Source organism: Arthrobacter sp. Soil762 (assembly GCF_001428335.1).
GTDB lineage: Bacteria > Actinomycetota > Actinomycetes > Actinomycetales > Micrococcaceae > Arthrobacter.
This window is the reverse complement of the sequence record NZ_LMSG01000001.1, coordinates 314,800-328,329: the sequence shown is the minus strand read 5'-3', so window position 1 is coordinate 328,329 and position 13,530 is coordinate 314,800. Positions and strand designations below refer to the sequence as shown.

11 protein-coding genes are annotated in these 13,530 nt (G+C 66.7%); 10 read left to right on the top strand and 1 reads right to left on the bottom strand.

All coding sequences use genetic code 11. The features are described from left to right. The first annotated feature begins 1 nt into the window (after position 1). The 3 genes from ASG77_RS01495 (at position 2) to ASG77_RS01485 (ending at position 3,253) form a co-directional block, all read left to right on the top strand. A complete protein-coding gene (locus ASG77_RS01495) occupies positions 2–769 on the top strand; it encodes an SDR family NAD(P)-dependent oxidoreductase (RefSeq protein ID WP_056340249.1) in 768 nt (255 codons plus the stop codon). Between the two features lie 156 nt (positions 770–925). Continuing rightward, complete coding sequence (locus tag ASG77_RS01490) at positions 926–2,284, top strand: MFS transporter (RefSeq protein ID WP_056340246.1); 1,359 nt, start codon at positions 926–928, stop codon at positions 2,282–2,284. Positions 2,285–2,293: 9 nt separating this feature from the next. Further along, positions 2,294–3,253 (top strand): triose-phosphate isomerase family protein, encoded by a 960-nt coding sequence (locus ASG77_RS01485; protein ID WP_082575772.1) that lies wholly within the window; start codon positions 2,294–2,296, stop codon positions 3,251–3,253. On the opposite strand, the gene ASG77_RS01480 is transcribed toward ASG77_RS01485, so the two are convergent. Beyond that, positions 3,165–4,427: a PrsW family intramembrane metalloprotease gene (locus ASG77_RS01480; RefSeq protein WP_056340245.1), complete on the bottom strand. Its 1,263-nt coding sequence runs from the start codon at positions 4,425–4,427 to the stop codon at positions 3,165–3,167. The genes ASG77_RS01485 and ASG77_RS01480 overlap by 89 nt on opposite strands. Before the next feature lie 100 nt (positions 4,428–4,527). Between ASG77_RS01480 and pyrR the strand changes: the two genes are divergently transcribed. Genes pyrR through pyrF form a run of 7 tightly spaced genes read left to right on the top strand, consistent with a single transcriptional unit; the run spans position 4,528 to position 13,516 of the window. Beyond that, positions 4,528–5,115, top strand: a complete 588-nt coding sequence (gene pyrR / locus ASG77_RS01475; protein WP_056340241.1) for a bifunctional pyr operon transcriptional regulator/uracil phosphoribosyltransferase PyrR — start codon at positions 4,528–4,530, stop codon at positions 5,113–5,115. After that, entirely contained in the window at positions 5,112–6,182 is a 1,071-nt protein-coding gene (locus ASG77_RS01470) for an aspartate carbamoyltransferase catalytic subunit (RefSeq protein WP_056340239.1), read from the top strand. The genes pyrR and ASG77_RS01470 overlap by 4 nt, the downstream gene beginning before the upstream one ends. Further along, the gene (locus ASG77_RS01465; protein ID WP_056340236.1) at positions 6,182–7,528 is read left to right on the top strand and encodes a dihydroorotase; all 1,347 of its coding nucleotides are present in this window, start codon (positions 6,182–6,184) and stop codon (positions 7,526–7,528) included. The genes ASG77_RS01470 and ASG77_RS01465 overlap by 1 nt, the downstream gene beginning before the upstream one ends. Beyond that, positions 7,528–8,058 carry a PH-like domain-containing protein gene (locus ASG77_RS01460; protein ID WP_056340233.1) on the top strand — a complete coding sequence of 177 codons (531 nt, stop codon included), beginning with the start codon at positions 7,528–7,530 and terminating at the stop codon, positions 8,056–8,058. Before ASG77_RS01465 ends, ASG77_RS01460 begins: the two co-directional genes overlap by 1 nt. After that, on the top strand, positions 8,039–9,310 hold the full coding sequence (gene carA, locus ASG77_RS01455) for a glutamine-hydrolyzing carbamoyl-phosphate synthase small subunit (protein WP_056340230.1): 1,272 nt from the start codon (positions 8,039–8,041) through the stop codon (positions 9,308–9,310). The genes ASG77_RS01460 and carA overlap by 20 nt, the downstream gene beginning before the upstream one ends. After that, complete coding sequence (gene carB / locus ASG77_RS01450) at positions 9,310–12,654, top strand: carbamoyl-phosphate synthase large subunit (RefSeq protein WP_056340227.1); 3,345 nt, start codon at positions 9,310–9,312, stop codon at positions 12,652–12,654. Before carA ends, carB begins: the two co-directional genes overlap by 1 nt. Continuing rightward, entirely contained in the window at positions 12,647–13,516 is an 870-nt protein-coding gene (gene pyrF, locus ASG77_RS01445) for an orotidine-5'-phosphate decarboxylase (protein ID WP_056340224.1), read from the top strand. The genes carB and pyrF overlap by 8 nt, the downstream gene beginning before the upstream one ends. Positions 13,517–13,530: the final 14 nt, after the last annotated feature.

The window sequence follows — 13,530 nt, the reverse complement described above, 5'->3', positions numbered from 1 at the left end:
CATGGCCACTTTCCCGGCTGAACGCACCGCCATCATCACCGGCGCCGTCTCCCAACGCGGTATCGGCGGCGCCACGGCCGGCTACCTTGCCGCCCAGGGCTGGAACATCGGCATCATCGACCTGGATGACGCCCAGTCCCAGGCCACCGCCAAGGAAGTCGCCGCCCAGTACGGCGTGAAGGCCCACGGCGTCGGCGCCAACATCGGCGACGAAGCCTCCGTCCGCGCAGCCATCGACTCGATCGAGGCTGAGCTGCCGCAGGTCGTCGCACTGGCCAACGTGGCCGGCGTCAGCTCACCTGTTCCGTATCTTGAACTGGACGCCGCTGAATGGGACCGCGTTATGAGCATCAACCTCAACGGTGTCCATTACGCCACCCGCCGCGTTGCCGAATCCATGGCGAAGAACCGGATCGGACGCATCGTTAACATCTCTTCCGTCTCCGCGCAGCGCGGCGGCGGCACCTTCTCCAAAACGCCGTACTCCGCGGCCAAGGCGGGGGTCATCGGCCTGACCCGCGCCACCGCCCGCGAGCTGGGGGAGTACGACATCACGGTGAACGCCATTTCCCCCGGCCCCGTCGACACGGACATCATGGGCGGCACCCTCAGCCAGGAACGCAAAGACGAACTCACCAAGGACCTCGTGGTCAACCGCGTCGGTTCCACCCGCGACATCGCAGCAGCCATCGCCTTCCTCATCAGCGAGGACGCCGGATACATCTCCGGCCAGACGCTGAACGTGGATGGCGGACTCTACATGCACTAGGAAGGACCACCATGGGCTCCTGGACCAAGGAACGCAGAATCTACCTGGCCGTGGGCGTGTTCGCCTGCCTGGCCGGCGCAATACTCATCGCCTTCTCGCTCTAATCGCTCCACCTTCCACTGATTTGCTCACCTGCTTACTCAACGAGGAGTTTGAATGACTGTCACCACTGGAACAAACGCCACCAAGGAATTACTGGATTCACCGGTCCTCAAATCGGCGATCTCCAAAGCCTCCTTCCGGCTGATGCCGATGCTCGTCATCCTGTACGTCGTGGCCTTCCTGGACCGCACCAACGTGGGCTTCGCCGAGGCAGCACTTGAAGTGGACAGGGGCATTACCGCCGGCGCTTATGCCCTGGGCGCCGGTATCTTCTTCATCGGCTACGCCTTGTTCGAGATCCCTTCCAACCTGCTGCTGACCAAGTTCGGGGCCAAAGTGTGGCTGGCCCGCATCGCCATCACGTGGGGCATCGTCTCCGCCTGCTTCGCCTTCGTCCAGGGCGAGACGTCCTTCATCATCCTGCGCTTCCTGCTGGGCGTTACCGAGGCCGGCCTGTTCCCGGGCGTCATCATGTTCCTGGCCGCCTGGTTCCCCAACAAGGTCCGCGTCAAGATGTTCGCCATCTTCTACCTGGCCCAGCCGTTCTCCCAGATGATGGGCGCCCCGCTGTCAGGGTGGCTCATCAACATTGGTGACCAGGTTCCCGGCGTTGCCGGCTGGCAGGTCATGTTCTTCGTTGAAGGCATGCTGGCGGTACTCGCCGGTATTGCGGCGTACTTCTTCCTCATCAACTCCCCGCAGGACGCGAAATTCCTGGACAAGGACGAGAAGAAGGCGCTTCTGGACGTTATGGCCCTCGAAGACGGGGTCAAGGAAAAGGACGGCCCGCGCGGTGTCCTCGCCGCCATGAAGAACCGCAAGGTCTGGTACTTCACCGCCATCTACTTCTGCCTCCAGATCGCCGTTTACGGCGTGACGTTCTACCTGCCGCAGCAGGTGGCACAGCTCACCGGGCAGAAGGTGGGCATCGAAGTGGGCCTGCTGGCGGCCATCCCATGGTTCTTCGGCATCTTCGCGTGCTACTTCATCGGCAAGGCGGCCAACACCATCGTCCGCCGCCGCGTTTGGGGCACGGGCCTGTTCATCTCCACCGGCCTGTGCATCTTCGGCTCCGCCTGGGCGGGCTCCAATCACCTCCCGGCGCTGGGCATCATCTTCATCACCCTGGCGGTGTGCAGCTTCCTCTCGATCGGTCCCATCGCGTGGTCCTACCCGACGGCGTTCCTCACCGGAACGGCGGCCGCTGCGGGCATCGGCCTGATCAACTCGCTGGGTAACCTGGGCGGTTTCGTGGCCCCCATCCTGCGGACCACGGTCAACCAGGTCACCGCATCGGATACGGGCACCATGGGTGTGTACGCCCTGGGCGTGCTTCCGTTCGTGGCGGCCATCATGATGTACGCCACCAAGAGGTTCCGCAACAAGGCCGACGATCTGCTCGACAACAAGTGACCGGACACCATGACTGACTGCAGCAGCGCTGACCAAAGCGGCACACCGGATATCCTCTACATCGGCGTCAGCACCAAGATGTACATGGGATACCGGGACTGCCTGGACTGGCTCGCCCGCATACAGCATGAAGTGGACTCCCGTCCGGCCCTTGCGGCCGGGCGGGTGGTCCCGTTTGTGATCCCTTCCTTCCCGGTCCTTCCGGCCGTCGGCGGCGTCATCTCAGGATCACCGCTTCTGCTTGGGGCCCAGAACTGCGGCTGGGCGGACGGCCCGTGGACAGGTGAGGTGTCGCCGTCGCTTCTGGCCGAGCTTGGGGTAAGCCTCGTGGAGATCGGCCACGCCGAACGGCGGCGGCACTTCGGCGAGGACAACACCATGATCGCTCGGAAGGTCAGGGCAGCGGACCGCGCCGGCATCACGCCGCTGCTGTGCGTGGGCGAGGAAACACGCAAAGAAAAAAGCGGAACCGGAGCCGACGGAGCGGCTGCGTTTGTCCATCAGCAGATCGACGAGGCGGTCGGCGGTGACTGGGCCTTGGCATCCCGGCTCGTGATCGCCTACGAACCGGTCTGGGCCATTGGCGCAGCGGAGCCCGCCGACGCAGGCTACGTCGCCGCCGTCGTGCGTTCACTGCGAACGCTGCTGGCTGCACATTCTCAAGAGGCAGGCAGCGCGTTGGGGGAGCTGCCGGTCATCTATGGGGGGGCGGCAAAGCCAGGGCTGCTGCCCGTGCTCGACGGCGTCTCCGGGCTCTTCCTGGGCCGGTTCGCCCACGATGCGGCGAACTTCGGCAAAGTCCTTGATGAGGCACTGTCAATGACGGCTTTGCAGGAGGCTCGCCGGGGAACCTGGCCGGAGGAACCGAACGGCGCCCGAGTCAGCCCGCGACGGCGGCGCGCAGGGACAGAATCCGCTGCAGCTGCTGCTGCTCCTCCAGCTGGTGAAGCCGGACGTCGCGGCCGCTGAGGATGCGCTGCCGGATGAAGGCGAGCTGGGTGGCAGCGTGGAGGAACGCCTTCATCTGCGGGCGGCGGTGGTAGCCGGACGCCCACTGCAGGGCGGTCCGCCGGCCGCGCGGGGTGGCCAGCAGTTCCACCTCGGCGGGGCTGAACCAGCCAGCCGCGGAGTATTCCATCAACCGTTGGCGGGTGAGCCGGTTTTCTGCGACGCGGAGCAGGATGATCCCCATAACGGCCAGCACAAAGATGGGCACCTGGATCAGGATGTACTCCGCCAGGAACCCCGCGCCCATGCTGTTCCATCGGTTGTGCAGCAGCATGGCCGGGATCAGTCCGATGACAAAGGCCAGCACCGAGGCCCCGGAGTGCCAGCGGCGGGCGGCGAAACCCATGATGAGTCCGGTGGTTCCGGTGAATATGGCATGCGCGAAGGGCGACATCACCCCGCGGAGCAGGAAGACCTGGGCCAGGTCCGTTCCAGGGTTGGCGGATTCGGCGATGGCCCGGCCAAAGTAGAGGATGTTTTCGGTGAACGCGAAACCGCCGGCGATGGTGAAGGCGAACACCACACCGTCCACCGGCCCGTCGAAGTGTTTGCGCGCCAGCAGCAGGATCAGCAGCAGGCCCAGGGACTTGGCGAACTCCTCCACCACGGGCGCCTGGACAGTGGCCATGAACGTCCGGAAGTCAGCCACGTCGCTGAACTGGAAGGTCAGGGCGAAGAACGGCTGGATGAGCAGCGTGACCGCGATGGACACCGCAGCGCCCCAGGTAAACGCGAAGAACAGGAGCCGCTTGGGTTCCGGTTCCCACCGGTCGATCAGGTAGACAGCCAGGAGCACCGCGGACAGCGGAATCAGGGACAGCACAAACCCCACCAGAAACCCGCCCACGCCGGTGTTGGCCAGCAGGAACGGGACCACCAGGAACAGGCTGAGGAAGACGAGGGCGGCGCCTCCCACCGTGAGTGCCAGAAGGCCGTTGGGCCGCCTGCCCGCCAGACTTGCCGGCGGAGGCCCCAGGGGCGGCAACCGAGCTGCGTTGGTTCCGGGTGCGGGCCGGTAGTACTCCGGTTCAACCCGGCCCATCCAGCTGGGGTTGGCCTGCGTGGGGAAGGGATCCTGTGGACCGGCCGGTCCGCCGGCCTGGCCGGAACCCGGAGGATGAGGGTGCATGGACATACTGGAAGCCTATGATGCCCTTGCCGATGTGGTAATTTTGAAACGCAAATGATCCTTTTTTAATTCCGTCCCGTGAGGCGGGGAAAGGGGAGACGAGAGTTTGACTTCTGTCACAAACGCACCGGTTCCAGCCAGGGTTGTCCTCAACCAGGCGGACATTGACCGTGCACTCACTCGAATCGCCCACGAGATCCTTGAGGCCAACAAAGGGTCCAAGGACCTGGTCCTGCTGGGCATTCCGCGCCGCGGCTACCCGCTGGCCGTCCGCCTCGCCCACAAGATTGCCGCCGCGGACCCCACGGTGGACGCCACCGCCATTGTCGGGCAGCTGGACGTCACCATGTTCCGCGATGACCTTTCCCACCAGCCCACCAGGCCGCCATACCCCACCCAGCTCCCGCGCACGGGAATCGATAACAAGGTTGTGGTGCTCATCGATGATGTCCTGTACTCCGGCCGCACCATCCGTGCCGCCCTTGACGCCATCATCGACCTCGGCCGCCCCCGGATCGTCCGGCTCGCTGTGCTGATCGACCGCGGTCACCGTGAGCTGCCCATCAGGGCCGACCACGTGGGCAAGAACCTGCCCACGTCGTCCGCCGAGAAGGTCCGGGTCCGCCTTGAGGAAACCGACACCGCCGCCGACGGCTCCGTTGTCAACGAAGTGGTTATCGAGGGCGGCGCGTGAAACACCTCCTCTCCACTGAAGACCTCAGCCTGGCCAACGCCATCCGCATCCTCGACACCGCCGAGGAAATGGCTGCCGTCGGGGACCGCGAGGTCAAGAAGCTCCCGGCCCTCCGCGGCCGCACCGTGGTGAACCTCTTCTTCGAAGACTCAACCCGCACGCGGATCTCCTTCGAAGCGGCCGCCAAGAGGCTGTCCGCCGATGTCATCAACTTCGCCGCGAAGGGCTCCTCCGTCTCCAAGGGCGAATCCCTCAAGGACACAGCCCAGACGCTGGCAGCCATGGGCGCGGACGCTGTCGTGATCCGGCACTGGGCCTCGGGTGCGCCGCACCGGCTCGCCGCCACGGACTGGATCGACGCCGCCGTCATCAACGCCGGCGACGGCACCCACGAGCACCCCACGCAGGCCCTGCTGGACGCCTTCACCATGCGCCGGCACTGGTCAAAGCTGGCGGGCTCCTCGTCCATCGGGGCAGACCTCAAAGGCATGCGCGTGGCCATCGCCGGGGATGTCCTGCACTCCCGCGTGGCCCGCTCCAACGTCTGGCTGCTCCGCACGCTCGGCGCCGAAGTCACCCTGGTGGCGCCACCCACCCTGCTGCCCATCGGCGTCGAACACTGGCCGTGCAAGGTCAGCTACAACATGGATGACACCCTGGCGCAGGGTGTGGACGCCGTGATGATGCTGCGCGTTCAGGGCGAGCGGATGAACGCCTCGTTCTTCCCCTCCACCCGCGAATACTCGCGCCGCTGGGGCTTTGATGACAACCGGCTCCGGGCGCTGGACAGCCTGGGACTGAAGGACACCATCATCATGCATCCCGGACCCATGAACCGTGGCCTGGAGATTTCCTCCGCCGCCGCCGACTCGCCCCGTTCCACCGTGCTTGCACAGGTGCGCAACGGCGTCTCGGTCCGGATGGCCACCCTCTATCTGCTGCTCTCCGGGGACACCCGCGAACCAGCCGCCTCCGCGGGCGCGGCCACCAACACAGCCCGCACCAACACAGCCCACACCAATGCAGCGCGTTCGAACGCCGCCCATTCCACCAAGGAGAGCAACTGATGGCAGAGAACAACGGAACCTACCTGATCCGCGGTGCATCGATCCTGGGCGCCGGGGCCGAGGACCTGCTTATCAGTGACGGCATCATCGCCGCCCGGGGCGCAGCCGCTGCCACCCACAAAGACGCGGACGGCGCCACCGTCATCGAAGCAACAGGCCTGGTGGCACTGCCCGGCATGGTGGACGTGCACACACACCTGCGCGAACCCGGCCGCGAAGATGCCGAAACCGTAGAAACCGGCACCCGCGCCGCCGCCCTGGGCGGCTTCACCGCGGTCCACGCCATGGCCAACAGCAACCCGGTGGCGGACACCGCCGGTGTGGTGGAACAGGTCCACAGCCTGGGCCGCGCGGCCGGCTGGGTGGACGTCCGTCCGGTCGGCGCCGTGACCGTCGGCCTGGCCGGCGAGCAGCTCGCCGAACTCGGCGCCATGGCAGATTCCCGCGCCCAGGTCCGCATGTTCTCCGACGACGGCATCTGCGTTCACGATCCCGTGCTGATGCGCCGCGCCCTGGAGTACGTCAAAGCGTTCGACGGCGTGGTGGCCCAGCACGCGCAGGAACCCCGCCTCACCGCAGGGGCCCAGATGAACGAGGGCGCCGTCTCCGCCGTCCTGGGACTCACCGGCTGGCCGGCGGTCGCCGAGGAGAGCATCATCGCCCGCGACGTCCTGCTTACGCAGCACGTGAACTCCCGCCTGCACGTCTGCCACGTCTCCACCGCGGGCTCCGTGGAGATCATCCGCTGGGCCAAGGAACGCGGCATCAACGTCACGGCTGAAGTGACCCCGCACCACCTTCTGCTCACTGACGACCTGGTCCGCAGCTACAACCCGGTCTACAAGGTCAACCCGCCGCTGCGGACGGATGCTGATGTGCAGGCGCTGCGCGCCGGCCTGGCTGACGGCACCATCGACGTGGTGGGCACCGACCATGCGCCGCACCCGAGCGAGCACAAGGAATGCGAGTGGGCGCAGGCCGCGATGGGCATGACCGGGCTGGAAACCGCGCTGTCCGTGGTCCAGCACACCATGATCGAAACCGGCCTCATGACCTGGGCCGATTTTGCCAGGGTGACCTCCACGGCCGCGGCGCAGATAGGCCGCGTGACGGACCAGGGCCGTCCACTGGAAACCGGCGAGCCCGCCAACATCATCCTGGTGGACCCGGCTGCCCGTTGGACCGTTGACCCCGCCAAGATGGCAACCATGGGCCGCAACTCGCCGTTCGCCGGCCTGGAGCTGCCGGGCAAGGTGGTGTCCACCTTCTACAAGGGCCACCCCACCGTCCTGGACGGCAAGCTCAACACGCCGTACCGCGAACCGGCTACGGCAGGCGCCTCCTGATGGACACCAAACTACTCACCGGCCTTATTACGGCCGCGCTCATCGCCGTCGTCCTGGTGATGATCTGGGCAGGCTGGCGTAACCGCCTCAGGCGGCAGGCCGACGTCGGCCGGTTGCCCGACGTGCCAGAGGCGCCCGGCGTGCCGCTCGCCGGGGCCGACGGCCAGTACGTTGCGTCCACCACCGCCGGAGACTGGCTGGACCGCATCGCGGTACACAGGCTCGGCATCCGGACCAACGCGGTTCTCAGCGTGTACCCCCATGGCGTCCTCTTCGACAGAACCGGCGCCCCGGCGATCTACATCCCGGCCGGCAGCCTGACCGCCGTCCGGCAGGAAAGCGGAATGGCCGGCAAGTTTGTTGAAAAGGACGGCCTCCTGGTCCTCACCTGGGACCTCGGGACCCACGAACTCGACACCGGCTTCCGGACCCGCCGGGCCGCCGACAAGGACGCCCTCTATGACTCCCTTCAGCAATTGATCGCCGCAGCCCCCCAGGAACATTCCCAGGATCCCCAGAGTGGAAAGTAAGACAGTGACAGAAACAGCGACAGCAAAAGCAGAGACTGCGGCACCAGCAGCCCTTTCCACCACAGTTCCCACACCGGCGGTACTGGTCCTCGAGGACGGCCGGATGTTCCGCGGCACCAGCTACGGCGCGCAGGGCACTGCCCTGGGCGAGGCAGTGTTCGCCACCGGCATGACCGGCTACCAGGAAACCATCACCGATCCTTCCTACGCCCGCCAGCTGGTGGTGCAGACGGCGCCGCACATCGGCAACACGGGTGTGAACAGCGAGGACGCCGAGTCCCGCCGCATCTGGGTGGCCGGCTACATCGTCCGCGACGCCGCCCGCCGCCCCTCCAACTGGCGCTCCGAACGCTCCCTGGACGAGGAGCTCATTGAGCAGGGGATCGTCGGCATCCAGGGCGTGGACACCCGCGCCATCACCCGCCACCTGCGCGAGCACAAGACCATGCGCGCCGGCATCTTCTCGGGTGAGGCCGCCAAGGCAACGGACAAGGAACTCCTTGACGCGGTCCTGGCCAGCGCCCCGATGGAAGGCGCCCGCCTGGCCGAGGAAGTCAGCGTCAGCGAAGCCTATGTGGTGGACCCCAAAGACCACGGCTGGGACGGCGAGCCGCGCTTCAGCATTGCCGCGATCGACCTCGGCATCAAGGCCATGACCCCCATCCGCTTCGCCGAGCGCGGCGTCCGCGTCCATGTCCTGCCGGCAACCTCCACCCTCGAGGACGTCAAGGCCGTCAACCCGGACGGCTTCTTTATGTCCAACGGCCCCGGCGACCCCGCCACGGCAGACGCCCAGGTCAAGCTGCTGCGCTCCGTCCTGGACCAGAAGCTGCCGTACTTCGGCATCTGCTTCGGCAACCAGATCCTGGGACGCGCCTTGGGCTTCGGCACCTACAAGCTCCGCTACGGCCACCGCGGCATCAACCAGCCCGTCCTGGACCGCCGCACCGGGAAGGTGGAGATCACCTCGCAGAACCACGGCTTCGCCGTGGACGCACCGCTCGACGGCGCCACGCAGGCTCCCGAGGAGCGCTACGGCCGCGTCGAGGTCAGCCACATCAGCCTCAACGACGACGTCGTCGAAGGCCTCGCGTGCCTCGACATCCCCGCCTTCTCGGTGCAGTACCACCCGGAAGCCGCAGCCGGCCCGCACGACGCCGCCTACCTGTTTGACCGCTTCATCGACCTGATGGCCGTCACCAAAACCGGCTCAGAGAACACCACCGATTCCAAGACTGAGGACAAGAAGTAATGCCCAAGAGAACTGACCTTAAGAGCGTCCTGGTCATCGGTTCCGGCCCGATCGTCATCGGCCAGGCCGCGGAGTTCGACTACTCCGGCACCCAGGCACTGCGTGTCCTCAAGGAGGAGGGCCTGCGGGTCATCCTGGTGAACTCGAACCCGGCCACCATCATGACGGACCCCGAGTTCGCCGATGCCACCTACATCGAGCCCATCACCCCCGAGGTGGTGGAGAAGATCATCGCCAAGGAGCGCCCGGACGCGATCCTGCCCACCCTCGGCGGGCAGACCGCACTGAACACGGCCATCGCGCTGGACAAGAACGGCGTGCTGGCAAAGTACAACGTGGAGCTCATCGGCGCGAACATCGCGGCCATCGAGCTTGGTGAGGACCGCGAAAAGTTCAAGGGCGTGGTGGAACGCTGCGGCGCCGAATCTGCCCGCAGCCACATCATCCACACCATGGACGAGGCGTTCACTGCCGCCGAGGACCTCGGCTACCCGATGGTGGTCCGGCCCTCCTTCACCATGGGCGGGCTGGGCTCCGGCCTGGCGTACAACGAAAACGACCTGCGCCGCATCGTCGGCCAGGGCCTGCAGTACAGCCCCACCAGCGAGGTGCTGCTCGAAGAGAGCATCCTCGGCTGGAAGGAATACGAGCTTGAGATGATGCGCGACAAAAACGACAACGTCGTGGTGGTCTGCTCTATCGAGAACTTCGACCCCGTGGGCGTGCACACCGGCGACTCCATCACCGTGGCACCGGCGCTGACCCTGACGGACCGCGAATACCAGCGGCTGCGCGATATCTCCATCGCCGTCATCCGTGAGGTGGGCGTGGACACCGGCGGCTGCAACATCCAGTTCGCCATCGAGCCGGACACCGGCCGGGTAGTGGTCATCGAGATGAACCCGCGCGTCTCCCGGTCCTCCGCCCTGGCGTCCAAGGCCACCGGCTTCGCCATCGCCAAGATCGCCACCAAGCTCTCCCTCGGCTACACCCTGGACGAGATCCCGAACGACATCACGCAGAAGACCCCGGCGTCGTTCGAGCCCACCCTGGACTACGTGGTGGTCAAGGTTCCGCGCTTCGCCTTCGAGAAGTTCCCGGCTGCAGACGACACCCTCACCACTACCATGAAGTCCGTGGGCGAAGCCATGGCCATGGGCCGCAACTTCACCGAGGCCCTGCAGAAGGCCCTCCGCTCCCTGGAACAGAAGGGCTCCCAGCTGGACTTCACCTCCGTCCCCGAATGGGAAGTCCCGGAGCTGATCGAGAAGGCCAAGCGGCCCACCACGGAACGCCTGCACCAGGTCCAGCGTGCCCTGCTCGGCGGCGCCACCGTGGAACAGCTCTTCGAAGCCACCAAGATCGACCCCTGGTACCTGGACCAGCTCCAGCTACTCAACGAGATCTCCCACGAGATCCGCCAGGCCGGAGCCCTGACCGTGGAGATGCTCAAGCGCGCCAAGCGCCACGGCTTCTCCGACGAGCAGATCGGTTCCCTCACGCACAACTCCGAAGCCGTGGTCCGCGGTGTCCGGCAGGCCCTCGGGATCCGTCCGGTCTACAAGACCGTGGACACCTGCGCCGCCGAGTTCGCCGCCTACACCCCGTACCACTACTCGTCCTATGACGAGGAGGACGAGATTGCGCTGCACTCCAAGCCGTCCATCCTGATCCTCGGCTCCGGCCCCAACCGCATCGGCCAGGGCATCGAGTTCGACTACTCCTGCGTCCACGCCTCCATGGCGCTGCGCAAGGCCGGCTACGAGACCGTGATGGTCAACTGCAACCCAGAGACGGTCTCCACGGACTACGACGTCTCCACCCGGCTGTACTTCGAGCCGCTGACCCTGGAGGACGTCCTCGAGGTGATCGCCGCGGAGGAACGCACCGGCGGCGTGATGGGTGTCTTTGTGCAGCTCGGTGGCCAGACGCCGCTGAAGCTGGCACAGCAACTGGCCGACGCCGGCGTCCCCATCCTGGGCACGTCCCCGGAAGCGATCGACCTCGCCGAGCACCGCGGCGAATTCTCCCGCGTGCTCGACAACGCCGGGCTGATCGCCCCGAAGAACGGCACCGCGGTGTCCTTCGACGATGCCAAGAAGATCGCCGACGAGATCGGCTACCCCGTCCTGGTCCGCCCGTCCTACGTGCTCGGCGGCCGCGGCATGGAAATCGTCTACGACGAGGCCAACCTGTCCCGCTACATCGCCAACGCCACGGAAATCACCCCGGACCACCCGGTGCTGATCGACCGGTTCCTGGAGGACGCCGTCGAAATCGACGTCGACGCGCTCTTCGACGGCACCGACATGTACCTCGGCGGCATCATGGAACACATCGAGGAGGCCGGCATCCACTCCGGCGACTCCGCGTGTGTCCTGCCTCCCATCACCCTGGGCAACAACGTGATCGAGCGTGTCCGCACGGCAACCCGTGCCATCGCCGAGGGCGTGGGCGTCCGCGGCCTGATCAACATCCAGTTCGCGCTGGCCTCCGACGTTCTCTATGTGCTCGAAGCGAACCCGCGTGCCTCCCGCACCGTGCCGTTCGTCTCCAAGGCGACCGGCGTCCAGATGGCCAAAGCCGCCGCGCTGATCGGCACCGGCGTCACCATCCACCAGCTCCGGACCGCCTACAAGATGCTGCCGGAAACCGGTGACGGCTCCACGCTGCCGCTCGACGCCCCCGTCTCGGTCAAGGAAGCTGTGCTTCCGTTCAGCCGCTTCCGCACCCCGGAAGGCAAGGTAGTGGACTCGCTCCTCGGCCCGGAGATGCGTTCCACCGGCGAAGTCATGGGCATCGACAAGCACTTCGACACCGCCTTCGCCAAGAGCCAGGCAGCCGCCAACAACGCCCTGCCCACCGAAGGCAAGATCTTCGTCTCCGTGGCCAACCGGGACAAGCGGGCGGTCATCATGGCCGTCAAGCGCCTCTCGGACCTCGGCTTTGAGATCGTCTCCACCGGCGGCACCGCCGACGTCCTGCGCCGCAACGGCATCCAGGCCAGCACGGTCCGCAAGGTCGCCGAGGGCAGCAGTGCCGAAGGTGAGGGCACCATCGCAGACCTCGTCATCGCCGGCGAGATCGACATGGTCTTCAACACCCCCTCCGGCGGCGAAGCCCGCAGCGACGGCTACGCCCTGCGTGCCGCCGCGACCTCCATCGGCATCCCCTGCATCACCACGGTGGCCGAGTTCAACGCGGCGGTGCAGGCCATCGAGGCCATGCGCACCTACGAGTGGTCAGTGACCAGCCTGCAGGAGCACGCCGCCGCTCTGGTGGCGTCCCAGAAGGCAGCTGCGGAGAACGCCGCGGCCGAGTCTGCGGTTTCGCAGAATGCCTGAGGCCGCCTCCACACCATCAAGCCCCGCCCGGGAGTCCTTCGGCTCCCGGCTCGGGGCGGCCATGGCGGCCCGCGGGCCGCTGTGCGTTGGCATTGACCCGCACCCGGCCCTCCTGAAGGACTGGGGACTGGCCGACGACGCCGCAGGGCTGAGGCGGTTTTCGCTGACGGTCCTGGAGGCTGTCGGTTCGCTCGCTGCCGCGGTGAAGCCGCAGGTGGCGCTCTACGAGCGCCACGGGTCGGCCGGGATGGCAGTCCTGGAAGAGGTCCTGGCCGCGGCAACGCAGGCGCAGGTCCTCACCATTGCCGACGCCAAGCGGGGGGACATCGGCTCCACGATGGCTGCCTACGCGGATGCCTGGCTGCGGGACGGCTCGTCCCTGGCAGCCGACTCCGTGACCCTCAGCCCGTACCTGGGGTTTGAGTCGCTCCGCCCGGCCCTTGACCTGGCAGCGGACAACGGGCGCGGCGTATTTGTCCTGGCGCTGACCTCCAATCCGGAGGGGGCTTCCGTACAGCATGTGGGCGGAGCCGACTCCGTGGCCCGGCGGATCGTCGAGGCGGCGGCGGCGGAGAACAGCCGTTATGCCGGCAGCCTGGGGTCCGTCGGACTCGTCGTCGGCGCCACCGTGGGGTCAGCGTTGACTGACCTGCACCTGGACCTCCCGGCAGTGCGCGGGCCCATCCTGGCTCCCGGGCTGGGCGCCCAGGGCGCCACCCCGGCAGACCTGCGCCGGACCTTTGGGGCGGCGTACCCGCAGGTCCTGGGGACGTCCAGCCGGGATATCCTGGCTGCCGGTCCAGGGACCCAGGGTCTCCGTGATGCTGCGTTGCGCACGCTTGCAGGCCTCCGCGGCGAATAGCGGCCCGAAGCTGG

What these genes read in the sequence shown, in the direction of transcription:
- ASG77_RS01495 (WP_056340249.1), top strand. Translation starts at nt 2, where the DNA reads ATGGCCACTTTCCCGGCTGAACGCACCGCCATCATCACCGGCGCCGTC.
- ASG77_RS01490 (WP_056340246.1), top strand. Translation starts at nt 926, where the DNA reads ATGACTGTCACCACTGGAACAAACGCCACCAAGGAATTACTGGATTCA.
- ASG77_RS01485 (WP_082575772.1), top strand. Translation starts at nt 2,294, where the DNA reads ATGACTGACTGCAGCAGCGCTGACCAAAGCGGCACACCGGATATCCTC.
- ASG77_RS01480 (WP_056340245.1), bottom strand. Translation starts at nt 4,427, where the DNA reads ATGTCCATGCACCCTCATCCTCCGGGTTCCGGCCAGGCCGGCGGACCG.
- ASG77_RS01465 (WP_056340236.1), top strand. Translation starts at nt 6,182, where the DNA reads ATGGCAGAGAACAACGGAACCTACCTGATCCGCGGTGCATCGATCCTG.
- ASG77_RS01460 (WP_056340233.1), top strand. Translation starts at nt 7,528, where the DNA reads ATGGACACCAAACTACTCACCGGCCTTATTACGGCCGCGCTCATCGCC.
- carB (WP_056340227.1), top strand. Translation starts at nt 9,310, where the DNA reads ATGCCCAAGAGAACTGACCTTAAGAGCGTCCTGGTCATCGGTTCCGGC.
- pyrF (WP_056340224.1), top strand. Translation starts at nt 12,647, where the DNA reads ATGCCTGAGGCCGCCTCCACACCATCAAGCCCCGCCCGGGAGTCCTTC.